Annotated in this window: 22 protein-coding genes and 1 riboswitch; of the genes, 20 read left to right on the top strand and 2 right to left on the bottom strand. The window is 45.4% G+C overall.

The genetic code is table 11. The features are described from left to right. Positions 1-294: 294 nt before the first annotated feature. The gene (locus HMPREF9698_RS00860; RefSeq protein ID WP_003776348.1) at positions 295-1563 is read right to left on the bottom strand and encodes a replication-associated recombination protein A; all 1269 of its coding nucleotides are present in this window, start codon (positions 1561-1563) and stop codon (positions 295-297) included. 124 nt (positions 1564-1687) lie between these two features. Between HMPREF9698_RS00860 and gshAB the strand changes: the two genes are divergently transcribed. The 6 genes from gshAB to recD2 all read left to right on the top strand — a co-directional run bounded on the left by gshAB (position 1688) and on the right by recD2 (position 10299). Continuing rightward, complete coding sequence (gene gshAB / locus HMPREF9698_RS00865) at positions 1688-3985, top strand: bifunctional glutamate--cysteine ligase GshA/glutathione synthetase GshB (RefSeq protein WP_003776351.1); 2298 nt, start codon at positions 1688-1690, stop codon at positions 3983-3985. 21 nt (positions 3986-4006) lie between these two features. Beyond that, positions 4007-5158: a cysteine desulfurase family protein gene (locus HMPREF9698_RS00870; RefSeq protein WP_003776353.1), complete on the top strand. Its 1152-nt coding sequence runs from the start codon at positions 4007-4009 to the stop codon at positions 5156-5158. Positions 5159-5167: 9 nt separating this feature from the next. Continuing rightward, positions 5168-5512, top strand: a complete 345-nt coding sequence (locus HMPREF9698_RS00875) for a hypothetical protein (protein ID WP_003776355.1) — start codon at positions 5168-5170, stop codon at positions 5510-5512. A 130-nt stretch (positions 5513-5642) separates the two neighbouring features. Further along, on the top strand, positions 5643-6770 hold the full coding sequence (gene mnmA, locus HMPREF9698_RS00880) for a tRNA 2-thiouridine(34) synthase MnmA (protein WP_003776357.1): 1128 nt from the start codon (positions 5643-5645) through the stop codon (positions 6768-6770). Positions 6771-6909: 139 nt separating this feature from the next. Then, the gene (gene nadC / locus HMPREF9698_RS00885) at positions 6910-7770 is read left to right on the top strand and encodes a carboxylating nicotinate-nucleotide diphosphorylase (RefSeq protein ID WP_003776359.1); all 861 of its coding nucleotides are present in this window, start codon (positions 6910-6912) and stop codon (positions 7768-7770) included. A 114-nt stretch (positions 7771-7884) separates the two neighbouring features. Beyond that, positions 7885-10299 carry an SF1B family DNA helicase RecD2 gene (gene recD2, locus HMPREF9698_RS00890; protein WP_003776360.1) on the top strand — a complete coding sequence of 805 codons (2415 nt, stop codon included), beginning with the start codon at positions 7885-7887 and terminating at the stop codon, positions 10297-10299. A gap of 42 nt (positions 10300-10341) precedes the next feature. On the opposite strand, the gene HMPREF9698_RS00895 is transcribed toward recD2, so the two are convergent. Next, a complete protein-coding gene (locus HMPREF9698_RS00895; protein ID WP_003776362.1) occupies positions 10342-11256 on the bottom strand; it encodes a diacylglycerol/lipid kinase family protein in 915 nt (304 codons plus the stop codon). A gap of 68 nt (positions 11257-11324) precedes the next feature. Between HMPREF9698_RS00895 and HMPREF9698_RS00900 the strand changes: the two genes are divergently transcribed. From HMPREF9698_RS00900 to lysA, 14 genes are all read left to right on the top strand, one after another. Then, positions 11325-12245, top strand: coding sequence for a YitT family protein (locus HMPREF9698_RS00900; RefSeq protein ID WP_051011766.1), 921 nt, complete (start codon positions 11325-11327; stop codon positions 12243-12245). A gap of 352 nt (positions 12246-12597) precedes the next feature. Next, positions 12598-15240 carry an alanine--tRNA ligase gene (alaS, locus tag HMPREF9698_RS00905; RefSeq protein WP_003776366.1) on the top strand — a complete coding sequence of 881 codons (2643 nt, stop codon included), beginning with the start codon at positions 12598-12600 and terminating at the stop codon, positions 15238-15240. Positions 15241-15344: 104 nt separating this feature from the next. Next, positions 15345-16286, top strand: a complete 942-nt coding sequence (locus HMPREF9698_RS00910) for an IS481 family transposase (protein ID WP_003776368.1) — start codon at positions 15345-15347, stop codon at positions 16284-16286. A 244-nt stretch (positions 16287-16530) separates the two neighbouring features. Continuing rightward, a complete protein-coding gene (locus tag HMPREF9698_RS00915; RefSeq protein ID WP_003776370.1) occupies positions 16531-16803 on the top strand; it encodes an IreB family regulatory phosphoprotein in 273 nt (90 codons plus the stop codon). Beyond that, entirely contained in the window at positions 16800-17219 is a 420-nt protein-coding gene (gene ruvX, locus HMPREF9698_RS00920; RefSeq protein WP_003776372.1) for a Holliday junction resolvase RuvX, read from the top strand. Before HMPREF9698_RS00915 ends, ruvX begins: the two co-directional genes overlap by 4 nt. An 8-nt stretch (positions 17220-17227) precedes the next feature. After that, positions 17228-17512 (top strand): DUF1292 domain-containing protein, encoded by a 285-nt coding sequence (locus HMPREF9698_RS00925; RefSeq protein WP_003776374.1) that lies wholly within the window; start codon positions 17228-17230, stop codon positions 17510-17512. Between the two features lie 192 nt (positions 17513-17704). After that, positions 17705-17878, top strand: a riboswitch (Lysine riboswitch). A gap of 81 nt (positions 17879-17959) precedes the next feature. Continuing rightward, positions 17960-19183 carry an aspartate kinase gene (locus HMPREF9698_RS00930; RefSeq protein WP_003776376.1) on the top strand — a complete coding sequence of 408 codons (1224 nt, stop codon included), beginning with the start codon at positions 17960-17962 and terminating at the stop codon, positions 19181-19183. Continuing rightward, on the top strand, positions 19176-20156 hold the full coding sequence (locus tag HMPREF9698_RS00935; protein ID WP_003776378.1) for an aspartate-semialdehyde dehydrogenase: 981 nt from the start codon (positions 19176-19178) through the stop codon (positions 20154-20156). Before HMPREF9698_RS00930 ends, HMPREF9698_RS00935 begins: the two co-directional genes overlap by 8 nt. A 16-nt stretch (positions 20157-20172) precedes the next feature. Next, the gene (dapA, locus tag HMPREF9698_RS00940) at positions 20173-21042 is read left to right on the top strand and encodes a 4-hydroxy-tetrahydrodipicolinate synthase (RefSeq protein WP_003776380.1); all 870 of its coding nucleotides are present in this window, start codon (positions 20173-20175) and stop codon (positions 21040-21042) included. Continuing rightward, positions 21039-21752, top strand: coding sequence for a 4-hydroxy-tetrahydrodipicolinate reductase (dapB, locus tag HMPREF9698_RS00945; RefSeq protein WP_003776381.1), 714 nt, complete (start codon positions 21039-21041; stop codon positions 21750-21752). Before dapA ends, dapB begins: the two co-directional genes overlap by 4 nt. A 9-nt stretch (positions 21753-21761) precedes the next feature. Next, positions 21762-22496 carry a 2,3,4,5-tetrahydropyridine-2,6-dicarboxylate N-acetyltransferase gene (gene dapD, locus HMPREF9698_RS00950; RefSeq protein WP_003776384.1) on the top strand — a complete coding sequence of 245 codons (735 nt, stop codon included), beginning with the start codon at positions 21762-21764 and terminating at the stop codon, positions 22494-22496. A 25-nt stretch (positions 22497-22521) separates the two neighbouring features. Continuing rightward, positions 22522-23688 (top strand): M20 metallopeptidase family protein, encoded by a 1167-nt coding sequence (locus HMPREF9698_RS00955; protein ID WP_003776386.1) that lies wholly within the window; start codon positions 22522-22524, stop codon positions 23686-23688. A gap of 1 nt (position 23689) precedes the next feature. Continuing rightward, on the top strand, positions 23690-24757 hold the full coding sequence (locus HMPREF9698_RS00960) for an alanine racemase (protein ID WP_003776388.1): 1068 nt from the start codon (positions 23690-23692) through the stop codon (positions 24755-24757). Continuing rightward, positions 24757-26058, top strand: a complete 1302-nt coding sequence (gene lysA, locus HMPREF9698_RS00965) for a diaminopimelate decarboxylase (protein WP_003776390.1) — start codon at positions 24757-24759, stop codon at positions 26056-26058. Before HMPREF9698_RS00960 ends, lysA begins: the two co-directional genes overlap by 1 nt. Positions 26059-26184: the final 126 nt, after the last annotated feature.

Below are 26184 nucleotides of genomic sequence, written 5' to 3' on the forward strand. Positions count from 1 at the left end.
ATGTTAGAAGTTCAAGATGATGCCTATGTTCCAGCCTACAAACGCACACGGTTAACGGATCGCTTACATGATCTTTTTGGTTTTGAAACGGACCTCGAAATTCTCTCCCAAAAAGAAATGAAAAAAATTTTACGCCAATCAAAAAAAGCCAATTAGTACGTCTTTTTTTGAACCATAAAAAACCCTTCTAAAGACTGTTATATCAGCCTTCGGAAGGGTTTTGCTTTCAAAAAAGTGTCAAACTCAGGATTATGGTAGCACTTACTTTTATGTGTGTCAACCATTTATATTATTTTATGAGTCTTTGTCATACTTATCATATTGGTGTTTGAGGGCGGACTCAAATTTGCTATTTTCCTTGGGTTGGTAGTAACGTCTCCCTTGTAAGGCGGTAGGCAAATAGGCTTGGTCTACCCAGGCCCCAGGATAGGAGTGGGGGTAGAGGTAGTCCTTGCCCCGTCCTAATTTTTTGGCTCCAGCATAGTGGCTGTCTTTGAGGTGGTCAGGGACAGACTTGTCCTTGGCTTGGTTGAGATCTTTTAGGGCAGCATTAATAGCCATGTAAGCTGAGTTGGACTTGTCTGATAGACAGAGTTCCACGATAGCATTGGCTAGAGGGATCCGAGCTTCAGGCAGGCCCAACCTTTCCCCTGCCATAACTGCTACAACCGCTCTTTGGGCTCCTGCAGGGTTTGCTAGGCCAATATCTTCATAAGCTGTGACCATCAAACGTCGGCTGAGAGTCTCCAGTTCATCTGCTTCAATCAACCGGCCGGCATAGTGGAGGGCAGCATGGACATCACTACCCCGGATAGACTTTTGTAAGGCTGACATGACGTCATAGTGGGAGTCCCCATCCTTGTCATGGCTAATGGCCTTGCGCTGGGTGCATTCCTCAACAGTTGCTAGGTCAATGTGGACTCTGTCGTCTTGGTCTTTTTTGGTCGACTTGACGGCTAGTTCTAAGGCATTAAGGCTACTTCTAAGGTCGCCATTGGTAGCCTGAGCCAGGTGGTTGAGGGCTTGGTCACTGATTTCGACCTGAAAAGCGCCTAAGCCGTTCTTCTCATCATGAAGGGCCCGGTTCAAGGCTGACTTGATATTGTCTTGACTCAAGGCCTTTAATTCAAAAATATGACACCGACTTCTGATAGCAGGGTGAATAGAGATATAGGGATTTTCAGTGGTAGCTCCGATTAAAATCACCCTGCCGCTCTCCAGGTGGGGGAGGAGGAAGTCTTGCTTGGGTTTGTCTAGGCGGTGGATTTCATCTAAGAGGAGGATGACATTGCCACTCATTTTTCCCTCTTCGACTACCACCTGTAGGTCTTTTTTAGTGTCGGTTGCCGCATTCAATTTGCGGAAGGCATGCTTGGTGGTCCCGGCGATGGCACTGGCGATACTTGTTTTGCCGATGCCGGGTGGGCCATATAAAATCATGGACGAAAGTTGGTTGGCAACCACCATCCGCCAGATAATTTTATTTTCACCAACCAGGTGGTCTTGGCCAACAATATCTTCAATGGTATTGGGTCTCATACGGTAAGCTAAGGGTTGGTCCATCCTTGTCCTCCTTTAACTTTTCCACCAGTATAGCACGAACCTGGTGAATAATCAGTTGCATACTTAGATAAAAAAGACTTGCTGTGGTAAAATGAAAATGCAAAAGATTGAGGATGTGAGCGGAATGAATTTTAGCCAAATGATAAAGGACCAAGACTTGTTTACTGCCTTCAAGGGTCTTGGCCTAGGAATTGAAAGAGAATGTTTGCGGACTGCAAAGGACAGTCAACTGGCCCAGACCATGGCTCCTAAAGCCTTGGGGAAGAGGGCAGACCACCCTTATTTGATCACCGACTTTGGGGAAGCCCAGCCGGAGATCATTACTCCCCCAGCTTCTAGTATCAATGAGACGGTCCAATGGCTTCAAGCCTTGCATGATGTTTACCTTCGTTCCTTGGAGCATGATGAGTATTTGTGGCCCTTTAGCATGCCCAATGTCCTACCCCAAGATGATGAAATTGACATTATCCAAGTCCCTGAGCAGTTTGAATTAGACTACCGGAACTTTTTAGCTGACCAGTACGGCAAAAAGTTGCAAATGATTTCTGGCATCCACTTTAATTTTTCCTTTAGCCAGGACTTTTTAGACCGGCTCTACCAGGCCTATTCTGGTCCAGATACTTTTAAGGACTTCAGGGACGAGCTTTATCTTAAATTGACCCGGAACTTTTTACGCTACCACTGGTTGATTACCTACCTCTTTGGGGCAGCCCCTTATGCGGATGGGTCTTTCTATGAATCGACCACCCACCCCAAAGAACCACCTGCCTCTTATATGCGGAGCTTGCGGAATAGTTCATATGGCTACCACAACTTTACCAATGTCCAAGTCCCCTTGACTTCCGTTGAGGACTATGCCCACAAAATCCAAGATTTGGTTCGTGACCAAGTTATTATTGAAGAACGGGAGTTTTACGGCGATGCCCGGCTTAAGAATAGTCAGGGGTCAAGCCAGACTTTGTTAGATGAAGGAATTGAATATGTTGAGCTTCGCTGCATCGATATCGACCCTTATGCTGAATTTGGGATCAGCCAGGATGAGTTGGAATTTATCCACCTCTTTTTAATGGCCATGGTTTGGATCGATGAAGATGCAGATGAGGAAGCCGTTGCCAAAGGGAATGACTTGAACTCAAACATTGCCACCCTCCATCCCCATGAAGAAATCCCAGCTGAAGCAAAAGAAGAGGGATTTCGAATTTTAGATGCCATGACCTACTTGGTTAAACATGCGGACCTGCCCGCTAGCTACCTCAACCAGGTTGACCAAGCCAAGGCGGCCTTAAAAGACCCTAAATTGACCCTGGCTAGCCAGATCATCAAGGACCTTAAAGAAAAAGATTACCTGGATATGGGACGAGATATTGGTCAGGCTAACCTGGCCAAGGCTTGGGACAAACCTTTCTTGCTCCGGGGTTTCCACCAGATGGAGATGTCCAGTCAACTCCTTCTTTTTGATGCCATCCAGCGTGGGATTGAAGCGAGAGTTTTGGATGAAGACGACCAGTTTCTAGAATTAAACTACAAGGGCCATGTGGAATATGTCCGTAATGGTAACCAAACCAGCAAGGACAATTATATTTCCCATTGGATTATGGCCAACAAGACGGTGACTAAACTGATCTTGGCTGAGTTGGGTTACCAGGTCCCTTCCGGCAAGGAGTATAGTTCCTTGGACCTAGCCATTGCAGACTACCCGGCTTATAAAAACAAAGCCCTAGTCGTCAAGCCCAAGTCCACCAATTACGGCATAGGTATTTCTATATTTAAAAAGCCCTTCAGCCAGGAAGCCTATGAAAAAGCCTTGGCTATTGCCTTTAAAGAGGACTCATCCGTCTTAGTAGAAGACTATATTGAAGGAACAGAATACCGCTTCTTTGTTATTGACGGCAAAACTCGGTCGGTCCTCTTGCGCAAGCCGGCTAATGTTTTAGGAGATGGCAAGCATACGATTAAGGAACTGATCCAGGCCAAGAATGACGATAAATTGCGCGGGGACAACCACCGGGCCCCGCTCACCAATATCAAAATGACTGAACTTGAAGCCCTCATGCTGGACCAACAAGGCTATGACTTTGATTCGGTGCCTAAAGAGGGAGAAGAAGTTTATTTAAGGGAGAATTCCAATATTTCAACTGGTGGAGACTCTCTAGAGGTTAGTGACCAAGTTGATCCATCTTACAAGGCGGTGGCGGAGGCTATGGCCCAAGACCTTGAAGTGAAGGTTTCTGGCATTGACCTTATCATACCGGATATTCACCAGGCCACAACACCTGACCAGCCAGGTTATACTATGATTGAAATGAACTTTAACCCAGCTATGAACATGCACGCTTATGTCTATGAAGGTTTGGGTCGCCGGCTAACCCAGGACGTGTTAAACATGCTTTATCCTGAACTACCTAAGCGTCCCAACCATTAGACACTTAAAGGAGATGTAAGTTTGAACCGAATTTATTTAGACCATGCAGCCACAAGTCCCGTTCATCCTGAAGTCGTGGAAACTATTTCCGATACCCTAGCCCATACTTTTGGCAATGCTTCAAGTAGCTATCAAAGGGGCCGGGATAGTCGGGCCATCATTGACCAAGCCCGGCAAGTTTTTGCTTCAAGCTTGTCTTGCCAAGCTGACGAAATTGTGATCACCAGTGGGGGTAGTGAGAGCAATAATACGGCTATCATAAAAACAGCCCAAGCCAATGCAGACAAGGGCAAGCATATTATTACGACAGCCATCGAACACCAGTCAGTTTTAAAACCTATGAACTACTTGGAATCACTTGGTTTTGAGGTGACCTATTTACCAGTTAACCAGGATGGGGTGGTGGACCTAGATGACTTTGACCAAGCCTTGAGGGACGACACCATTTTGGTTTCTATTATGCATGGCAATAATCAAATTGGCTCCTTGCAACCTATCAAGGCTATCGGGGACCGCTTGGCCAACCACCAAGCCTTCTTCCACACCGATGCCGTCCAGTCTTATTGCAAGGTTCCAATTGACGTTAAGGACTTACAAGTCGACTTCCTGTCAGTTTCAGCCCACAAAATTAATGGCCCCAAAGGGATTGGTTTTTTATACCAGAGACAAGGGATTAACTTACCAAGTTTAATCTTAGGTGGAGACCAAGAAAGCAAAAGACGGGCAGGGACCGAAAATATCCCTTACATTGCAGGTTTTGCCAAGGCGGTTCAATTGCGACTGGACCACTTTGATGACTATCAAGAACTGGTTAAATCCTTGAAGCAAAGATTTATCCAGGATTTAGACCAAGAAGGTATTGACTACACTATTAACGGGAATTTAAACCAGTCTTTAGACCACATCCTCAATGTCCACCTCAAGGGCGTTGAATCAGAAAAATTGTTAATCCAACTTGACCTAGACGGCGTCGAAACTGCTGCTGGATCAGCTTGTACGGCCGGTAACTTGACAAAAAGTCATGTCCTAGTAGCCCTCTTGGGTTCTGACCACCCTGCCTTGTCCCAAAGCCTGCGCTTTAGCTTTGGCTACGGTTTAAGTTTAGAGGACATTGACCAGGCTGTTAGTGACCTGGCCCAGGCTATCCAAAGACTTAAAGACAATAACCACTAGGAGGAAGAGATGAAGTCAAACACTCAAAGCTTGCCAGGTGGCACAACCCGCTACGGGATTTCCGACCAGGCTGTCCGCTATACCTTAAGGGACAATGCCTTTTCTGTTACCAAAAACGGTAACTTTCAATATGAACGTCACTTGTCCAAACAATTGATGGACAAAAGAGCACCCAGGTTAAAAATATCTGTCAGCAAGGACTTAACTGATCTGACTATATCTACGGTAGCCCCCAACGGTTTAAAGAAGATTGACCTCTACAAGAACGATCAGCGCCAGGATGCCCGGATCTTTGCCGAGCAAATCTTGGATGACTTGGTAGCCAACCGGGTCCTTGAAAAAGTAGACCCATAAATGGTTTGGAAGCAGGCTGAAAGGCTTGCTTCTCTTCTTTTTTGTTAGTATACTAGTCACTATTGGAAAATGATCAAACCTTCAATTTGATAGATTTTTCAAAATCTAAACAAGAAATGATGGTGGTGTCATGAAAGACAAAGTACAAACCCGTGTTGTTGTCGGCATGAGCGGGGGCGTTGACTCTTCAGTAACAGCCCTACTTTTAAAAGAAGCCGGCTACGACGTGGTTGGTATCTTTATGAAGAACTGGGATGACACAGATGAAAATGGTGTCTGTACCGCGACTCAAGACTATAATGATGTTGCCTTGGTAGCCAACCAAATCGGCATCCCCTATTATTCAGTTAACTTTGAAGAAGAATACTGGGACAAGGTCTTCCAGTATTTCTTAGATGAATACAAGAAGGGGCGGACCCCTAACCCAGATGTCATGTGCAACAAGGAAATCAAATTTAGAGCCTTCTTAGACTATGCCCTAGACTTGGGGGCAGATTATGTGGCAACCGGCCACTATGCCCGTTTGCTCCGGGACGCAGACGGGACTGCCCACCTCTTGAAGGGCTTGGATGGCAATAAAGATCAGACCTACTTCTTGAACCAATTGTCCCAAGACCAATTATCCAAGGTCCTCTTTCCCCTAGGTGACATGGACAAGAAAGAAGTCCGGGCTATTGCTGAAAGAGCCGGATTAGCGACTGCTAAGAAAAAAGATTCCACTGGTATTTGCTTTATCGGTGAACGGAACTTTAAAGACTTCCTAATGGACTACCTGCCAGCCCAACCAGGCAATATGGAGACCCTGGACGGGGAAGTTGTCAACCAACATGACGGCTTGATGTACTATACCATTGGCCAACGCAAGGGTTTAGGCATTGGTGGGGGAGTCAACCACCAAAATGAACCTTGGTTTGTCATTGGTAAAGACTTGGACCGGAATGTTTTATTGGTCGGTCAAGGCTATGATCATGACCACCTCTATGCTAGTCACCTAGAGGCATCTGACTTTTCCTTTACCCAAGAAGCCAAACCCCAAGAGACCTTCCGTTGCCAAGCGAAGTTCCGCTACCGGACTAAAGAAGTTCCGGCCACAGTCCACTACAATGCCCAAGACAATACGGCTAGGGTCGACTTTGACCAAACTGCCCGGGCAGTCACTCCTGGCCAGGCCATTGTCTTTTATGACGGAGATGAATGCTTGGGTGGCGGAACCATCGACCAGGCCTACAGCGAGGACAAGCAACTCCAATATATTTAATGAAGTAACCATGCTTTTGAAGGGCATGAGGATACAGGGAAAGCTTGATTAAACCTGCCAAGCCCCCCTGTATCCTTTTATATATGAAAGTAGCGGTAAACTGACTATTTAAGACAAGAAAGGCAAAGGACAGGGGAAAATGACCTTATATGAATTAAAGAATTTTCAAATTGACCAGGCTATCCAGCTAGCCTTAAAAGAGGATATTAATTACGAAGATGTCACCAGTAATGCCATCTACACAGAAGATAGGCTGGCCGAGATTTCACTCCTAGCCAAGGGAGAGGGGATTTTAGCCGGTTTAGCTGTCTTTAAGCGAGTCTTTCAATTGCTTGACGACCAGGTGACCTTTAAAGACTACAAGCAGGAAGGGGACTGGGTGAAAGATTCAGACCTGGTTTTGGAGGTCCAAGCCAGGGTCTCTACCCTCTTATCTGGGGAAAGGGTGGCCTTGAACTACTTGCAGCGAATGAGTGGAATAGCCACTAATGTCGCTCGGTATGTGGCAAAACTTGATGATGACTCAATTAGTGTGGTCGACACCCGTAAAACTACCCCCAATATGAGGGTTTTCGAAAAATACGCCGTCAAAGTAGGAGGTGGGTTTAACCACCGCTACAACCTGAGTGATGGAATCTTGATTAAGGACAACCACATTGACGCCGCCGGATCAATAAAAGAAGCTGTAGCCAAAGTCAGGGACTATACCCGCTATGTCAAAAAAATCGAAGTGGAAGTCGAAAGCTTAGAAGGTGTTCAAGAGGCCTTAGAAGCCCAAGCTGATATTATTATGCTAGATAATATGGCGATCGATTCCATTCGAGAAGCCGTTAAGCTCATTGACAAGCAAGCTATTATTGAGTGTTCAGGCAATATCGACCTCAGTAATGTTAAAGACTACCAAAATCTTGGCATCGATTATTTGTCTAGCGGTGCCATGGTCTACAATGCCCCAGTTTTAGACTTATCCATGAAGAACTTGACCTACTTAAAGGACTAGTTGGCTAAAAGTTTGACAAGGATTATTTTTCTTGCAGCTGGTTTTCGCTATAATGAAGACAGAAAAGCTTGCCAAGCAAAAAATGCCTACTTTAGCCGAAAGGAGGAGGAAGGGATGCAAGAGGAGGAAAATTATGTTACCGGACGAGTGCTTGCGATTTTCTTCACCAGTCCTGATAACTATTACAAGGTTTTAAAAATTAAGATAAAGGATCAAGATATGCTTTATGATGAAGGCGATATTGTCGTGGTCGGTCACTTTGGCCGAGTCCAGGAAGGAGAAGACTATACCTTCTATGGCCACCTGACCAGCCACCCCAAGTATGGGCTCCAGTTTGCAGCTAACCGCTATGAAGACCAGAAACCTTCTAGTGAGGAGGCCCTTATTAGCTACTTGTCAAGCTCGAAATTCAAGGGGATTGGTCCCAAAACAGCCCAAAACATTGTGGATGAGCTTGGCATCAATGCCTTAGACCTTATCTTGGACGACCCTAGTTATTTGGACCAGGTTAGCAATTTAAAGCAAGACAAAAAAGACCTGATTGCTAAAAACGTCCATGCTGAAAGAGGCGTCCAGAAAATCATCTTGAAATTGAATGAATATGGGATTTCCAATGAATTGGCCTACCGGATCTATGCGAAGTATGAGGAAAAAACCCTAGCCACCATCCAAAATAACCCCTACCAATTAATTTACGACATTAAAAATATTGGCTTCAACAAGGCTGACCAAATTGCATATGAAATTGGAATTAAGCCCGATTCCAAGGAGCGTTTGTATGCCGGGGTGGTCCATAGCTTAACAGAAGACAGCCTTAACCAAGGGCATACCTACCTTGAAGGAGAGACTATGGTGGAAGCAACCATCCGGACCTTAGAAAAGAGTCAAGACTATATCATTGACCCAGGCGACTTGGCTGACCGAATTGGGGAAATGGTGGAGGCTGAAATGATTTTTAAGGATCAAGACCACTATTATCTTCCGTCTCTCAATAACTCTGAATGGGGAATTGTCTCGGCCATTGAACGAATCAAGTCCCAAAGTAGCCAGGCCTTGTCCAAGGGTTACTTAAGCGACTGCTTAGCAGAGGTCGAAGCAGACAATGACTTGACATATGATAAAGGACAAAGGGAGGCCATCCTCCAGGCCATCATGTCTCCCCTTTTTATTTTGACCGGAGGGCCAGGGACAGGGAAGACAACGGTCTTAAAAGGCTTGATCCAACTATTTGCCCAGGTGCATGACTTATCTCTTGACCCAGCTGACTACCCAAACCAAGCCTTTCCTATTTTAATGGCTGCTCCAACTGGACGGGCAGCCAAGCGGATGGGGGAGACAACAGGTCTCCCTGCTTCCACCATCCACCGCTTATTGGGCTTGACAGCAGACATGGACCAAGAAGACCAAGACACCCAGCTAGAAGGCCAGCTCCTGATAATAGATGAGATGTCTATGGTCGACACCTGGCTGGCCTACCAGCTCTTTAAGGCTGTTCCCAACCAAATGCAGGTGGTCCTGGTGGGAGACAAGGACCAACTGCCTTCCGTTGGTCCGGGCCAGGTTTTTAAAGACCTGATTGATAGTCAAGAGATCGACAAGATTGAGCTTACCGAGATTTACCGCCAGAATGATCAATCATCGATCGTTTCCTTGGCCCACCATATCAAAAATGAGGTTTTACCAGCTGATTTTGCTAGCAAAATGGCTGACCGGTCTTTCTTACCAGCTGAACCTAGCCAGGTTGCCCAAGTGATTGAACAAGTGGTGACCAATGCTATTGCCAAAGGTTTTACGGCTGAAGATATCCAGGTACTTGCCCCCATGTACAAGGGACAAGCAGGCATTGACCGTTTGAATAAGTTAGTCCAGGAACTAATCAACCCGCCTGGCCCCGGCAAAAAAGAAGTTCAATTTATCGACACAATTTTCCGGATTAACGACAAGGTCCTCCACCAGGTCAATGATCCGGACCAAAATGTCTTCAATGGCGACATTGGAAAGATCACAGGTATTATTCCTTCCAAGGAATCCCAGGTCAATAGTGATGAATTGGTGATTGACTTTGATGGTAATGAAGTGACCTACATGCGCAATGAATGGAATAAAATCGCCTTGTCCTATTGTTCTTCTATCCACAAGTCCCAGGGTAGCGAATACAAGATGGTCATCCTACCCTTGACTTTTGACTATTGGCGGATGCTTCGCAAAGACCTTCTCTACACAGCCGTCACCCGGGCCAGTGACTTTCTGATCTTATGCGGACAAAAAGCAGCCTTTAACAAGTGCCTGACTACTGGGGTAAATTTGAGGAAAACCAGCTTGAAAGACCGGCTATTAACCGATAAGACCAGCTTCCAGCTACTGGATGAAAAAGACCAGACCCAAGCCAGCAAGACAGAGGCCGGGGAAAAAGGGCAACAGCCAGGTGGTCCAAAAGATTACGTCTTGACTCCTGACTTGGTTGATTCACAGGCCATCAATCCTATGATTGGGATGGAAGGAATCAGCCTTTATGATTTTTTAAACTAAACCCCAGCCACTTGGTCTAGCCCACTTAGTCAAGTTAAGCGCCTAGATCCAATAGCTTTGTTTTAGGCTACTGAGCTTATAAGTTTGCTGGTTTGAACCCAGGCTCTCTCCATCAGCCTGCCAGTATTCATTGGACCGAACTTGAACCTCTACTTGCTTAGCTCGGACTTGGTAAACCTTAGGGTGGCTGAGTTGGTCTTTTGAAGTGAAAATTTTAACGACTAAAGTTAACAAGTCCCAAAATGATAAGTCCTTAGCAAAGATGATGTTCATAAAGCCATCTGTCGGATCTGCCTGAGGGTTGATTTGGATTCCGCCTCCGAATGACCCATGGTTCATAAATAAGATGATGGGAGTCTTTTTTACCTCAATTTCTCTGCCTAATATTTTAATCCTAGCGTCAAAGGGAGACTGGTAGAACAAGGCCTCAACGGCAGGCGCCAGATAGGTCAGGGGGCCAAATTTTTGTTTTGACTTATCCTGGCTGATACTGGCGATGACCCGGCCGTCGATCCCCGCCCCAATACTGTTGACCACGTATGCTTTGTCTTTGGCATTTTCAACCAGGATTAAGTCGTTAACAACTGGTTCTTGGACTTGTAGCAGGTGGTCAAAAGCCTCTTCGAACTTGGTGGAAACCTGGTGGGCTCGGATAAAATCATTGCCTGCCCCAGCAGGCAAGACTCCAACTGGGTTAGACAGACCGGCTTCTTTTAGGGCTTGTACTAAGTCCCCCAAAGACCCGTCCCCACCGACAGAAATTATAATGTCACGATTATGTAAAGAGTCTTGAATTTTTTGGACAATATCTTTAATATTGTAGTGCCTAGACGTTTTAAATAGTTTATAGTCTAGCTTACTTTGTTTTAAGAGTCGACTTAATTTATCACTTGCTTCTGAGCCACGATTAGCAAAGATATTGATGATGAAATAATAACGTCTGTCAGCTTGCTTCATATTTATCCTCCTTATCCAAACTTAATCTTATTATACTGGAGAATAAATTTTTTAAAAATAATGAAAGGATGAGTAAATTGATAGAATTAGCCAAGCGGTATTCTTTTTCTATCGCAGACTACGTGTACATGCTAGTGGGCACCTTTATTGTAGCAGTTGCCTTCCAGCTTTTTTTACTGCCAAATAATATCGTATCCGGAGGCGTCACCGGTCTTTCCATTGTCTTTTCGGACTTGTTGGGTTGGTCTCCAGTTTTTATCCAGTACTTATTTAATATTCCCTTACTTTTAGTTGCCTATATTTTCCTCGGTAAGGAAGCCGGTAACCGGACTATTTTAGCCAGTTTAATCCTGCCTCTCTTTATTTCCTTAATTGGCAACTGGCAGCCGGCCACTACTGATATCTTCTTAGCAACTGTTATCGGGGGTATCGTCAATGGAATAGGTCTGGGGATAGTTTTCCGGGCCAAGGCTTCAACAGGTGGAACCTCTATCCTAGCCCAAATTCTAAATAAATACACAGGCTTGTCCTTAGGGGCAACTACTATGTTGTCTGATGGTTTGGTAATCTTGCTTTCTCTCACAACCTTCCAAGTCAACACTGTTTTGTATGGTTTTATCAACCTTTACATTACCACCCGGTCTATTGACATGACCCAGGTCGGGATCCGGTCCCACAAAAATGTACTTATTATTTCGAAAGAATCTGAAAGCATTAAGAAACTCATTATGAACACCATCAACCGGGGGGTCACCAATATTGGGATCCGAGGTGGCATGGCCAACCAAAACCGGGACATGTTGATGTGTGTCATTCCCGAGCGTGAGTTCCCTTACCTCAAGGAAATGATCCTCCAATATGATGAGGAAGCCTTTGTGGTTGTGATGAGTGCTTCTGAGGTTATGGGAAGGGGCTTCTCTCTTGCTAATAAATTTGAGTCTTATGGGAACTCCCAATTTGTCGAAGAAGTAGTTGACAGTAAGGAATAAAAGAAAAAATTGACAAGACCATTGATAAAAGGTATATTAAGGCTTGTATAGGATATACAATAGGTTGATTGAACAAGTAGAGACGTATTGGTTGCTGTAAAATACGGTCAAGGCCTAGTGTGCTCCCTATCGGAAAGATTTGATTAAGAAATTAATCCGCTCCTCAGCGTTAGCGAGTTCAAAGATGTAATAATGGCAATATTATTGCAAGTAAGGTGGTACCGCGATTGACGCCCTTACATGCAGTGGTATTGCCTTTTTTTCATAACTTATAGTTAGGAGACCGATAGAATAGTGAAGACAGTAATCTAGCTTCTTCGGATTGATCATAAAAGTAAAAAGGATGGTTAAAATGAAATACTTAACTGGGTCAGAGCTCAGACAATTGTTTTTAGACTTTTTTAAAGAAAAGGGCCATGAAGTCAAGCCAAGTGCCTCCCTCATCCCCGTAAATGACCCTAGCTTGCTTTGGATTAACTCTGGTGTCGCAACCTTAAAAAAATATTTTGACGGAAGTTTAACCCCCGACAATCCTCGCATCGTCAATGCCCAAAAGAGTATCCGGACCAATGATATTGAAAACGTGGGACGAACTGCCCGCCACCACACCCTCTTTGAAATGTTGGGCAACTTTTCAATTGGGGACTACTTTAAAGAAGAAGCCATTGTTTGGGCCTGGGAATTTTTAACAGGGAATAGATGGATGGCCATTGACCCAGACTTGCTCTATGTCACTATCTATCCGGATGACACTGAAGCTCACCGGATTTGGCATGACGTTGTGGGCTTGTCCGAAGACCACATTATCGGAGAAGAAGGTAACTTCTGGGACATAGGTCTTGGCCCATCTGGACCCAATACTGAGATCTTTTATGACCGGGGGCCGGAATATTTAGAAGCAGATTTGCCTGAAAAAGAAAACTATCCAGGTGGGGAAAACTCCCGTTGGTTGGAAATTTGGAACCTCGTTTTCTCCCAATTTAACCACAAGGAAGATGACAGTTATGAACCCCTCCCCAACAAGAACATTGATACAGGTATGGGCTTAGAACGGATGTTGTCCATCGTCCAAGATGCTCCTACCAACTTTGAAACTGACCTCTTTATGCCCATTATCCACAAGGTTGAAGAGATATCCGGACAAAGCTACGACGATGAAGCGAATAAGATGAGCTTTAAGGTCATTGCTGACCACATCCGGGCTATTTCTTTTGCCATCGGGGATGGGGCCTTGCCATCTAATGAAGGTCGGGGTTATGTCCTCCGCCGACTCTTGAGAAGGGCAGTCATGCATGGTCGTCGTTTGGGCATCTACCACCCCTTCCTCCACCATCTTGTTCCCATTGTTGGTCAGATTACAGCTAGTCACTACAAGGAAGTCGTTGACAAGGCAGACTTGATTCAAGATCTTGTCCTTAAGGAAGAAGAACGGTTTTTTGAAACCCTTACAGAGGGGTCGAGCCACTTGAGTACAATCTTGGAGAAATTGCAGGAAGAGGGCGAAAACTTACTTTCTGGTCAGGATGCCTTCTTACTTTACGATACCTATGGCTTTCCAGTTGAATTAACAGAAGAGATCGCTAAAGAAAAAGGAGTCCAAGTGGATTTTGAAGGCTACCAGGCAGAAATGGAAAAACAAAAAAACCGGGCCCGGGCTGCCAGAAGTGATGACCAGTCCATGCAGGTGCAATCAGACCTCTTGACCAAGTTAGATGTCTCCGATGACTTTTTAGGTTATGACCAACTTGAAAGTCAAGGGCAACTTGTCACCATTTTGGCAGACGACCAAGTCCAGGAAGAAGTCGGTCAAGGGCAAGCCCGTTTGATTTTTGACGCAACCCCTTTCTATGCCGAAAAGGGAGGACAGGTCGGTGACCAGGGCACCGTCCGTAACTTAAACCAAGAAGTAGTTGCCCATGTAACTGATGTCCAGTCAGGTCCTGGCGACCAACACCTCCACCTAGTCGATGTGGTCCAACCCCTTAAAGTTGGGGAGACTTATCTCTTGACAGTAGACGCCAAAAGAAGGTCCCTTGTCGAGAAAAACCACACAGCTACCCACCTCCTCCACCAAGCCTTGAAAGACGTCTTGGGTTCTCATGTCAACCAAGCGGGGTCTTTAGTGAATGAAGACTTACTTCGGTTCGACTTTACCCACTTTTCGCCACTTGAACCCGGTGAATTGAAGCAAGTTGAGCGGATTGTCAACCAGAAAATTTGGGATAATATTGGCTTGGAAACCAAGGTGACTAGTCTTGATAAGGCTAAAGAAATGGGAGCCATGGCACTTTTCGGTGAAAAATATAGCCAGGAAGTCCGAGTGGTCTTGGTCGATGACTACTCCAAGGAACTATGTGGTGGAACCCACGTGAAGACTACTGGGGATATTGGCCTCTTTAAAATTACCAGTGAATCTGGGATTGGAGCAGGGACCCGGCGGATTGTTGCCGTCACTAGCCGGGCAGCCTATGAATGGTTGGACGAAAAAACCCAGCTCTTAGACCAGGCCCAAGACCAGTTAAAAGCTCAGACCAGCCAGGATGTATTGCAACGCATTACCAGCCTCCAAAACGACTTAAAGGCCCTAGACAAGGAAAATGAATCCTTGAACGCTCGTTTAGCCAACCAACAAGCTGACAATATATTCCAAGATGTCCAAGAAGTGGCAGGTTACCAAGTGATCGCTCAAGAAGCTAAGGTTAAAGACATGGGACAACTCCGGCAACTAGCTGATAAGTGGAAAGAGTCGGACTATTCTGATATCCTTGTTCTAGGCTTGCGTAAGGGTGGGAAGGTCAATCTTATTGTGGCTTGTCAGGAGTCTGCTATCGCAAACGGCATCAAGGCTGGGGACTTAATTAAGCACCTGGCCCAATTTGTCGGTGGTGGCGGTGGAGGCCGTCCTGACTTAGCCCAGGCAGGGGGATCTCAGCCAGACGGATTAGAAAAAGCCTTACAAGAAACCTTTACCTGGCTTGAAGATAGAGGGAACTAAGCTAGAATGTTAGAGTATAATACTTATGTGACACAAAACCATTAAAAAAGAGGATGCTTCTGCTATACTGAAGTTAGCACCCAACAGAAAGGAAGCATCCTCGTATGGCTATTATAACAGAAGAAATGCGTTATCGCGAAAAAGTTGTAAAATATGCGATCAAACAGGGCAACAATGCCCAAGCAGCCCGCCGTTACCACACCAACCGGATGCAGGTCAAACGGTGGCGAGACCGTTATGATGGCACGGTCGAAAGTCTGCGAAACCAGTCCACTCGGCCCCATAGCCATCCTCGTCAGCACCAAAAAGAGGAGCTGACCTTGATTAAAAAAGTTTATCAACGCTATGGCCATGAAGGGCTTGCCCAGGTTTACGTTGAATGTCAGAAAAGGGGCTATCGTCGGTCCTATGGCAGTATGAGTAAGCAGATTAGAGACCGCAAATGGGGGATGTCGGAAGAAGCTGCCCCCAAACGCTATCCCAAATCAAAATGGCAAGCGGACCCGGTGTCTTATCCCGGTGAAAAAGTCCAAATTGATATCAAATACGTCCCTCATGAATGCATTCAGTTTGAGAGTTATGACCGTCGTTACTACCAAATCACGGCCATTGATGAGTTCTCTCGCAAACGACACTGTACCATCGTCGACGAAAAAAGTGTCACGCATACGGCCCAATTTCTGCTTGATTTACAAGACCAGCTGGGCTTTCAAATTCAGATGGTTCAAACTGATAAAGGGGCTGAGTTTGTTAACGATCCCGATAAAACAACGAAAAAGACCTTGTTTGAACAACGCTTAAAAGAGCTTGGCATTCAGTACCGAAACACCCGGCCCTACTCCCCTTGGCAAAACGGAAAGGTCGAAAGAAGCCACCGGGAAGATCAAGTTCGTTTTTATAGTAAGCGCGTTTTTACATCGGAAGCGGATATGAAGAAGCAACACCAGCGGTATATGAGTCGCCATAATAACATTGTCCGAAAAGTCCTCAATTTTCGAAGTCCTAATCAAGTGGTCGATCAGTATAGGGCAGAAGTCGCTTCTTAGCCTTCATCAGTTTACATTTTTTCTTCTCCCGGTCAAGGACCGCTACGCTTTCCTCCTTGACCGGTAGGGCGAAAAAATGAGTTGGTTGTTTAGGCTAACAAGCGTTATTCCTAGAAGCGGGTGTCACATATGTTTGATTACTCTAGAGAAGATAGAGGGAACTAAGCTAGAAAGTATTGTTAAATTTTTGTTTTTTTAGTAAGATAGTTAGTAGGTAGTTCCATGAAGAATAGGAGGAAGAAGTATGTCTAACACTGATCATGGCGATCGTACCATGCGCTTTAACTTTGAGATTGATGGCGAACAAGAAGTGAGTCAAACACTTAAAACCGTTTATCAATCTTTAGAAGAAAAGGGCTATAATCCAACCAATCAAATCGTAGGTTATTTATTATCAGGGGACCCAGCATACATTCCTCGCCACAATGACTCACGTAATTTGATTAAACGTCATGAACGAGACGAAATCTTAGAAGAACTCATTACCTTTTACATGGACCATATCGACGAAAAATGAGGGTAATGGGTCTTGATGTGGGATCCAAGACAGTTGGCATCGCAGTGAGCGACCCTTTGGGTTGGACTGCCCAGTCCTTGGAAACCATCAAAATCAATGAAAATAGAAAAGAATTTGGCCTGGACCAAGTCTGTGCCTTGGTTGAGGCATACGAGGTCTCTAAAGTTGTTGTAGGCCTGCCTAAAAATATGGATGGGTCAATTGGAGACCGGGCCCAAGCAAGCTTGAATTATGGCCGCATGCTCGAGGAAGCCTGCGGGGTAGCAGTGACTTACCAAGATGAACGCTTGACCACCATGCAGGTTAACCGGATGATGATCGAAGAAGGCGACCTTTCCAGGAAGAAGCGTAAGCAACTGGTTGACAAGCTGGCTGCTCAGGCTATTTTACAGACTTATATGGATAGACAGAAATGAGGATGCTTATGTCGAGTAACAATGACCATGACTACTTAAACTTGATCGACCAAGACGGCAATGAGGAATTGCACGAAATCTTATTTACTTTTGAATCAGAAGATTTTGACCGATCTTATGTCTTACTTTACCCAGCCAAGGAAGCTGACAATGAAGAGATTGAACTCAAAGCCTTTGCTTACCGGGAAGAAGATGGAGGATTAGAAGGCCAACTGCTTCCGATTGAGTCTGACCAAGAATGGGACATGGTTGAAGAAGTCTTGAATACCTTTTTAGAAGAGGAAGAAGACTAGGATTAATATTTTAAAGAAGGAGGCTTGTAGGCCTCCTTTTATTTATCTGGTTAGTACATTGCAGAAGAAGATCTTTCCGGCTGACAAATCAATAAAAAAATAATGATTTTATTTGACTTATTTTCTCATTTTATTTAATATGATAGTCAAGCTAAGAAATAAAGCTAAAGCAAACATTTAAATATTTTATAACACTATTGATGAGGCGCACGGATCATAACTAGCCTAAATAGACTGCCTGTAAGCGGGTTTAGGTGAAAGGGTGACGTGCCGAGATTCGTCTAAGTTACAGCTTAGAAGTTTTGGACCTAGAGGTTAAGAGCTATGGGTCTGTCATTATTTTAATAATGGAGTGCATCACTTGTTTTATACCACTGTAGTTAATTTTTGGGACAAGTTCGGCCACTCGAACTTGTCTTTTTTCATTGTTTGATTAAAGGAGGACTTATGTCTGTTTCAGTCTTAAAATACGGTGGGTCGTCCGTTAGTAATTTTGACCAAATTAAAGATATTGCCCGCTACATCCAAAAGCGGGTAGACCAAGGCGACCAATGTATCGTAGTCGTCAGTGCCATGGGCAAGACCACGGACCAGCTATTAGCTTCGGTGGCTAGTTTGACACCAGATCCTAAAAATGAAGACTTGGCTTTGCTCCTATCGACCGGAGAGCAACAATCGGTTTCCTATCTTTCTTTGGTTTTAAATGACTTAGGTGTCAAGTCTAAATCCTTGACCGGCTACCAGGCAGGCATTAAGACCTCAGGCCATGTTTTAAAAAGTAAGATCAAGACTATGGACCCGGGTCTCTTTCAAGACAAGTTGAAGGACTATGATTGCCTGGTTGTGGCCGGCTTTCAGGGGGTCAACCAAGACTCAGACATGACCACCCTCGGTCGGGGCGGTAGTGATACAACGGCAGTGGCCATTGCAGCTTCACTAAAGGCCCCTTGCGAAATATATACTGACGTTCCAGGTGTGTTTGCGACTGACCCCCGGGTTTTTCCTCAAGCTCCCAAGCTAGACTTGATCACCTATGAAGAAATGATGGAATTGTCCGCCTTGGGTGCAGGCGTTTTGGAGAGCCGGAGCGTGGAGATAGCCAAAAATTATGGTGTCAAGATATACCTGGGGAAAACATTATCAGACCAAGGAGGAACATGGGTAGTGGCTGAAGAGGAATTATTTGAAAAGAAAGCAGTAACGGGGGTAGCCTTGGATATGGACATGTCCCATATTACCATGACCTATCCCGATCAAAACATCAATCTTTTAAGACGGTTGTTTGAATTTTTACAAAAAAACGAAATTAATGTGGACATGATCTCTCAGATTAATAACGACCAAGCCTTGCAGTTTTCCTTTACCTACCAGTCGGATGAATCCAATACCCTGTCACACTGGTTACAAGGCCTGAAAGAAGACTATCCTGCCTTATCTTACGTGATTAGCGACCATTATGCCAAAATTTCCTTGGTTGGGTCCGGGATGCGTGAGATGTCCGGAGTCGCTTCCAAAGCATTTATGGCCTTGATCAACCAGGCTATTCCTTTTTACCAGACCACCACTTCAGAAATTAGTATTTCTTATGTCATCGATCGTAAGAAGGCAGACCAAGCAGTTGCTAGCTTGTGCCAGGCTTTTGGAATAACAAAGGAGGATATAAATGGTTAAATTAGCAGTTGTAGGTGCTACAGGTGTTGTTGGCCGTAAAATTTTAGACGTTTTGGACCGAAGAGGGGTGGAAATTGATGACCTCACCCTCTTTTCTTCCAGTCGGTCAGCTGGTAGGGAACTTGTTTTTAAAGACCAACCATTGACAGTTCGCGAGCTGACTGATCAAGCGGCCCAAGAAGGCTTTGATTATGTTTTAATGAGTGCAGGCAGCTCAGTCAGTGACCAATTTGCTCCTATTTTTGAAGCCAGTGGAGCCATTGTGATTGATAATTCCAGTCGCTTTCGAAACGAAGATGACATGGACTTAGTCGTCCCAGGGGTCAACCAGGCTAAATTGAACCGCCATATCATCGCCAACCCTAACTGCTCCACTATACAATCAGTTGTTCCCCTCAAAATATTAGATGAGGCCTACCAAGTCACTCGGGTAGCCTATACAACCTATCAAGCTGTTTCCGGGTCAGGTAAGGCAGGTTTGGAGGACTTGGCTAATGGACCAGAGGGTACCCCACCTAAGGCTTATCCTTATCCCATATACAACAATGTCCTCCCCCATATTGACCAGTTTTTACCAGATGGCTACACCAAAGAAGAACAAAAGATGATTGACGAAACCCAGAAAATCCTAGGCAAAGACATTCCGACCACCGCCACCTGTGCCCGGGTTCCGGTATCGGATGGACACAGTGTTCATATCAATGTTAGTTTAGACCAACCGACTGACGTGGCTTCCATTCAAGCCCTATTCGACCAGGACCCCAGAGTGGTCTTAAGAGACCAACCAGACCAAGAGATTTACCCCCAAGCCTTAGAAGCCGCTGGTAGTGATGATATTTATGTTGGCCGGATTCGGTCTGACGCCACCCTGTCCAACACCTTCCATATCTGGTGTACAGCAGACAACCTGCTCAAAGGAGCAGCTTTAAACACCGTCCAAATCTTAGAAGAAGTAATGAAAAGCAGAGGCTAAAAGATAGGAGGACATCATGAGTCACTTATTCACAGGTACAGGTGTAGCCCTTTTCACCCCCTTCAATGACTGGGGACAGGTGGACTATACTAGCTTAAGTCAACTGGTCAATTTTTTAATCCAGAACCAAAGTCAGGCCCTTATTGTCAATGGTACAACTGGGGAAAGCTCCACCTTGACCAAGGATGAAAAGGAAAAAATCTTAAAAACAGTGGTGGACTTGGCTGATTCCAAGGTTAAAGTTATTGCCAATGTCGGTACCAACAATACGGCCCAGTCCATTGAAAATGCCAAGGCAGCCCAGGCACTAGGAGCAGATGGTCTCTTGCTAATTACCCCTTACTATAATAAAACCAACCAGCGAGGCTTAATCAAACACTATGAAAGTATTCTAGGAGAAGTCGATTTGCCAGCCATCCTCTATGATGTGCCAGGCCGGACAGGGATGCGAATTGAATTAGCCACCCTAGAAGAGTTAAGCCACCACCCCCAAATCATTGGTTTGAAAGATGCCACAGGGGACTTGGACTTCTTTAAGCAAGCCAAGGAAAGGGTTCAAGACACCTTTAGTTTCTACAGTGGCAACGATGGCAATATCCAGTCCTACTACCAACTGGGTGGCCATGGGGTAATATCGGTCTTGGCCAACGTTCTCCCTAGCGACTTCCAACAAGTCTATGACCAACCAGAAGGGAACTACCAAGCCTTGTTTGACTTGGTGGAGGCCTTGAATGTTGATGTCAATCCAATTCCGATTAAGGCCTTAGCCCACCACCTCAACTTGGCCCAAAACAAGCTTCGCCTACCCCTTGTTGAATTGGGACCGAAAGAAGAGATTGAATTGATTAAAGCTTACCAAAGATACCATGAAGGAGTGCAATCATGAATATTATCTTAAGTGGATACGGGACCATGAATCAGTTAGTGGCTCAAGTCGCTCAAGACCAAGGTCATACTATTGTCGGGGTAGTGGCCCCAAACCAGCAAGAAGACTATCCTAGTCTGGATTCCTTTAACCAGGCTTCAGCAGATTTGATCATTGATTTTTCTCACCCTGACCACCTTCTCCCCTTGCTAGAAGAGGACCTCCAAGTGCCTATAGTAGTAGCCACCACAGGGGAAAAAGACAAAATTCAAGCAGCCTTACACCAGCAAGCAGACCATGTTCCGGTCTTTTTCGAAGCCAATATGAGTTATGGGATCCATGCCCTAAGCCAAATCCTAGAAAAGGCGCTTAGTCTCCTCCAGGATTACGATGTTGAACTTTTGGAAGCCCACCACAATCAAAAAGTGGATGCCCCAAGTGGAACATTGGTAAAATTGTTAGACCTAGTCAGTGAGGCTAGACCTGACTCTTACCCTAACTATGATCGGCATGAAGCTTCAGGCAAACGGAACCCCGATGAGATTGGGATTCATACCTTAAGAGGGGGCAGCATTGTGGGGGACCATGAAGTTCTATTTGCTGGACCAGATGAAAGTATCAAGATTTCCCACCAGGCAGGGTCCAAGGCTATTTTTGCCAGAGGGGCTCTCCGGGCTGGGGCGAAATTGATTGACAAAGAACCCGGTTACTACAGCTTTGACAACTTATAGGAGGCTTTTATGACTGACAATATCCAAGAAAAGAATGCCCAAGAAATTATCGAGTATATCAGCCAGGCTAAGAAGTCAACCCCGGTAAAAGTTTATGTTAATGGAGACTTTTCAAAGACAACTTTCCCAGATTCTTTTAAAGTTTTTGGGACAGACCAATCTCTTGTTATTTTCACTGAGTTAAAAGATTGGCAGGCCTTTATCGCTGACCACCGGGACTTAGTGGACCAATCTGAAGTGGAGCTGGACCGACGCAATTCAGCCATTCCACTCAAGGACCTGACCCAGGTCAATGCCCGGATTGAACCCGGTTCCTTTATTCGGGAAGAGGCTGAAATCCACGATGGAGCTGTCGTTATGATGGGAGCCGTTATTAATATCGGTGCCGTCGTCGGCCCAGGGACCATGATTGACATGGGAGCCTGCCTGGGTGGCCGGGCGATTACGGGTAAAAATGCTCATATTGGAGCGGGTGCTGTTCTAGCAGGTGTCATTGAACCCCCTTCTGCTGACCCAGTTGTGGTCGAAGATGATGCCTTTATCGGGGCTAATGCGGTTGTTTTAGAAGGAGTCCGTATTGGCCAAGGAGCGATTGTGGCAGCTGGGTCAGTCGTGACCAAAGATGTGCCTGCCCACAAGGTCGTAGCTGGAACACCGGCTAAGGTTATAAAATCTGTCCAAGATGTGGACGACAATAAAAAAGAAATTGCCCAAGCCTTAAGACAATTAGATGACCAGCAATGAAAGATGAAGGGAGACAGGTTAGAATATGGACCAGGGTCAATTTGTGGTAGAAACACGCCGGAAGCTCCACCAGTTAGCTGAAGAGAGCCTGGAAGAACACCAAACTACCCAAGCTATTATTTCCTATTTAGAGGAGTGGGGCATTCAGTATGTCAGACCTCTGGATACAGGGGTCTTGGCCTATATGAAAGGAGATAGTGATAGCGACAGCTTTATTGCCTTTCGGTCAGATATCGACGCTCTGCCTATTCAGGAAAAGCAAGACCATGACTTTCAAAGTAAAACACCAGGTGTCATGCACGCTTGTGGTCATGATGGCCACATGACAGCTCTTCTCTTATTTGCCAAGCGGTTAAGCGACCGCCACCAGGCAGGAGACTTGAAGGCCAATGTTATATTCATCTTCCAACCTGCAGAAGAAAGCTATGGTGGGGGCAACTTACTGCTTGAAGCAGGTGCCTTTGATGATTTTAATGTAGAAAAAGTTTACGGAGTCCACCTCTTGCCTAGCCTAGAAGAAGGCCGGGTTATTTACAAGGATGGCCCCATTACCGCTTCCGCTACAGAATACCGGATCTACTTAAAGGGACAATCTGCCCATGTAGCCCACAAGGAAGAAGGACATTCGGCTATTGAAGCCTTGTCTATCCTCTTAAGCCAGATCCCCCTTATCAATCACTACCACTTGAACGGACTAAACCATAATATTATCCATATTGGCCAAGTGAGAGCAGGTGAGGCCATCAACACGGTCGCCCAAGATGGCTACTTAGAGGGCACCATCCGGACTTATGAAGCCAGTGACTTGCAAGTCATTAAAGAATCCTTAAGTAAACTGGTTGAGTCAGTCCAAAGCATGACCGGGGTGGAGGCTGATTTGACCTACAACCAAGGTTATCCACCCACTGACAACCACCCAAGTTTGAAAGCAGAGGTACAGCAGGCCATTGACCAGGTAGGCTTAATCGGGGTGGAGGCAGACCGACCCTTCCTATTTGGTGAAGACTTTAGTTTTTACAAAAGACTAGCGCCATCTTATTTTGTTTTTTTTGGAGTCCAAAACCTGGACAAAAACTTTACTGCGGGTCTTCATACACCTGAATTCAATTTTGACGAAATGAACCTAATCAAAATAGCGGACTATTATGAAAAGCTACTGGACTTGGATATAGCTAGTAAGGAGGAGGGATAAAATGCCAGGAAGATGGACTGTCGACAGCCAGGTTTTTCAAGAAAATGCCGAGAAATTAGTCCAAAAGGCGGACTGCTTTGCTGTGGTTAAGAATAATGCCTATAATTTCGGTTTGGATTTTGCTGTAGACCAGTTTTTACAAATCGGCATCCAGCATTTTGTCACAACCTCTTTACATGAGGCTATAGCCGTCCGGAAAAGGGCGCCCCAAGCGACGATTTTACTCACTAACCCGACCAGAGAATTTGACTTAGCCCGAAAATACCATATTCAATTGACCCTAACCTCTTTAGATTATTTTTATACTTTCAAAGACCAGCTTGAAGACCTTCCCCTCCAGTTAGAGTATGAGAGCCACTTGCACCGGTCTGGCTTAAAAAACCGGGAGGAAATTGACCAAGTCCTAGCTCACCGAAACAAGCTAGACATCCAGGGTATTTGGACCCATTTTGGCTATGCCGATGACCTGGATGGACCAGGAGATGAATACAGTAAGGAAAGAGAAGAATGGCTTGACCTTTTAGAAGACCTCCTCGATGATGGTTACCAGTTTCACTACATCCATGCCCAAAATTCGGCCAGTTTCTTCAGGGAAGGAGGACTCTTACCCCACCATACCCATAGCCGACTGGGGATTGCCTTGTATGGGGCCAAACCTTATGATGACTTGGCCAATGACCGGATTGATCAATCACTGACAGTGTCAGCTTCTGTGGTCCAGGTTAGACAGCTAAACCAGGGCCAATATGCAGGCTATTCCTTCAAATACCAGGCATCCCATCAACCGACCCAACTGGCCATCGTGGATATTGGCTATGGGGACGGCCTATTGCAAGCTCGGGCCGACTACCCCTGCCAGATCAGGGGCAAAGATTACCCCATCGTTGGTTTAATGATGAGCCACCTCTTGGTTGAAGTAGATGACCAGGTTCAAATTGGGGACCGGGTCTACCTTTATAGCCCCGATCCGAACCTTCGGATAGACTACTTCACCCACAAAGGTGTAGGGGCCAATTCCCAGCAGTTGTCAGCCTTGAATTTAAACAGCTTGATAAAGGAGTATGACTAATGTCGCTTTATTATAACGATGACCAAAAATTGTCTATGGGCCAGCTTAGCTTAGATAGTCTTGCAGACCACTACCAAACCCCCTTAATTGTTTACGACCAGGAGGAAATCGAAGCCACTATTCACAAGTACCAGGAGGGTTTCCGCCAGGGTTTAGACTTAAGTGACCAGGCTAAGGCAGATGACTTTTACAGTATTTCCTATGCTAGTAAGGCTTTTAGTAATGTCTACTTATTGAGGTTGATGGCTGATTGGGGCTTAGACTTAGATGTGGTCTCTTATGGGGAATTATACCTAGCCCTTAAAGCGGGCTTCCCGGCAGACCGAATTCACTTTCATGGCAATAATAAGAGCCTGGAGGAAATCAAATTTGCCTTGCAAGCCGGCATTGGTCACTTTGTAGCTGATTCTTTTGAAGAAATTGACCGGATCAATGACCTAGCCCAGGATGAAGTGGATGTGATGGTCCGGCTTAATCCAGGTATAGCTGTTCAGACCCATGCCTACATCCAGACAGGTCAGGAAGATAGCAAGTTTGGTTTTTCGCTTCGAGAGGGCTTGGCCAAGCAAGCCATTGATAAGGTTATAGCTTGTCCTAAGTTGAATTTTATCGGTCTCCATTTCCACTTGGGTTCCCAGGTCCAAGATCCAAGTGTGATGCTTGAAACGGCTCAGTTGGTTTTAGACTGGGCCCATGACCAAGAGATTCCAGTCCAGTTCTTAAACATGGGTGGAGGCTTTAGCATTCAGTATCAGGAAGAGGATGTGGCTTTTGACGTCCAACCCGGCATCGCCAAACTAGCTGGGGCTATTATGGACTACTGCCAGGAAAAAGATTACCAGCTACCCAAATTAGGTATTGAACCAGGCCGGTCTTTGGTGGGGCACACTGCTGTAACCCTTTATGAAGTCGGTACCATCAAGCAAGTTCCAGGCTATCCGTCTTATGTTTCCATTGACGGAGGAATGAGTGACCATATCCGGACAGCCTTATACGGTGCTGAGTATACTATCTTGCCCACCACTAAAGCCCCATCCAATTCCTCCTGGAAGCCCAAGCAGGTAGTAGGCAAGCTATGTGAAAGTGGCGATATTATCGGGAAAAACAAGCCCCTCCCCCAGTCATTACAAGTAGGAGACAGACTGGCTGTCTTAGCTACCGGGGCCTACCATTATTCCATGTCTTCCAACTATAATCTCATGCTTAAACCAGCTGTGGTCTTTGTCAAAGGCAAGGACCACAAGCTGGTAACCAAGAGACAGGACATTGACCAAGTCTTGCAAAATGAAGTTTTTGACTAAACTAAGATGTTAACGAAACGAATTACTAAAATCCCCTAGCCGTAAAATGAAGCTAGGGGGTATAAAAGGGGGAAGTTTTCTAGCTTCCTCCTTTGTCATAAATAATATCGATTTATTGGATTCTTC

The sequence above is a fragment of the Alloiococcus otitis ATCC 51267 genome (genome assembly GCF_000315445.1).
In the GTDB taxonomy this organism is placed as follows: Bacteria; Bacillota; Bacilli; order Lactobacillales; family Carnobacteriaceae_A; genus Alloiococcus; species Alloiococcus otitis.

Bases quoted from the DNA above. Each gene is read 5' to 3' on its own strand.
- HMPREF9698_RS00895 (WP_003776362.1), bottom strand. From the start codon at position 11,256: ATGAAGCAAGCTGACAGACGTTATTATTTCATCATCAATATCTTTGCT.
- dapB (WP_003776381.1), top strand. From the start codon at position 21,039: ATGAATATTATCTTAAGTGGATACGGGACCATGAATCAGTTAGTGGCT.
- HMPREF9698_RS00875 (WP_003776355.1), top strand. From the start codon at position 5,168: ATGAAGTCAAACACTCAAAGCTTGCCAGGTGGCACAACCCGCTACGGG.
- HMPREF9698_RS00910 (WP_003776368.1), top strand. From the start codon at position 15,345: ATGGCTATTATAACAGAAGAAATGCGTTATCGCGAAAAAGTTGTAAAA.
- HMPREF9698_RS00860 (WP_003776348.1), bottom strand. From the start codon at position 1,563: ATGGACCAACCCTTAGCTTACCGTATGAGACCCAATACCATTGAAGAT.
- nadC (WP_003776359.1), top strand. From the start codon at position 6,910: ATGACCTTATATGAATTAAAGAATTTTCAAATTGACCAGGCTATCCAG.
- recD2 (WP_003776360.1), top strand. From the start codon at position 7,885: ATGCAAGAGGAGGAAAATTATGTTACCGGACGAGTGCTTGCGATTTTC.
- HMPREF9698_RS00900 (WP_051011766.1), top strand. From the start codon at position 11,325: ATGAGTAAATTGATAGAATTAGCCAAGCGGTATTCTTTTTCTATCGCA.
- alaS (WP_003776366.1), top strand. From the start codon at position 12,598: ATGAAATACTTAACTGGGTCAGAGCTCAGACAATTGTTTTTAGACTTT.
- dapD (WP_003776384.1), top strand. From the start codon at position 21,762: ATGACTGACAATATCCAAGAAAAGAATGCCCAAGAAATTATCGAGTAT.
- HMPREF9698_RS00925 (WP_003776374.1), top strand. From the start codon at position 17,228: ATGTCGAGTAACAATGACCATGACTACTTAAACTTGATCGACCAAGAC.
- HMPREF9698_RS00915 (WP_003776370.1), top strand. From the start codon at position 16,531: ATGTCTAACACTGATCATGGCGATCGTACCATGCGCTTTAACTTTGAG.
- lysA (WP_003776390.1), top strand. From the start codon at position 24,757: ATGTCGCTTTATTATAACGATGACCAAAAATTGTCTATGGGCCAGCTT.
- gshAB (WP_003776351.1), top strand. From the start codon at position 1,688: ATGAATTTTAGCCAAATGATAAAGGACCAAGACTTGTTTACTGCCTTC.
- HMPREF9698_RS00960 (WP_003776388.1), top strand. From the start codon at position 23,690: ATGCCAGGAAGATGGACTGTCGACAGCCAGGTTTTTCAAGAAAATGCC.
- HMPREF9698_RS00930 (WP_003776376.1), top strand. From the start codon at position 17,960: ATGTCTGTTTCAGTCTTAAAATACGGTGGGTCGTCCGTTAGTAATTTT.
- HMPREF9698_RS00935 (WP_003776378.1), top strand. From the start codon at position 19,176: ATGGTTAAATTAGCAGTTGTAGGTGCTACAGGTGTTGTTGGCCGTAAA.
- HMPREF9698_RS00955 (WP_003776386.1), top strand. From the start codon at position 22,522: ATGGACCAGGGTCAATTTGTGGTAGAAACACGCCGGAAGCTCCACCAG.
- mnmA (WP_003776357.1), top strand. From the start codon at position 5,643: ATGAAAGACAAAGTACAAACCCGTGTTGTTGTCGGCATGAGCGGGGGC.
- dapA (WP_003776380.1), top strand. From the start codon at position 20,173: ATGAGTCACTTATTCACAGGTACAGGTGTAGCCCTTTTCACCCCCTTC.
- ruvX (WP_003776372.1), top strand. From the start codon at position 16,800: ATGAGGGTAATGGGTCTTGATGTGGGATCCAAGACAGTTGGCATCGCA.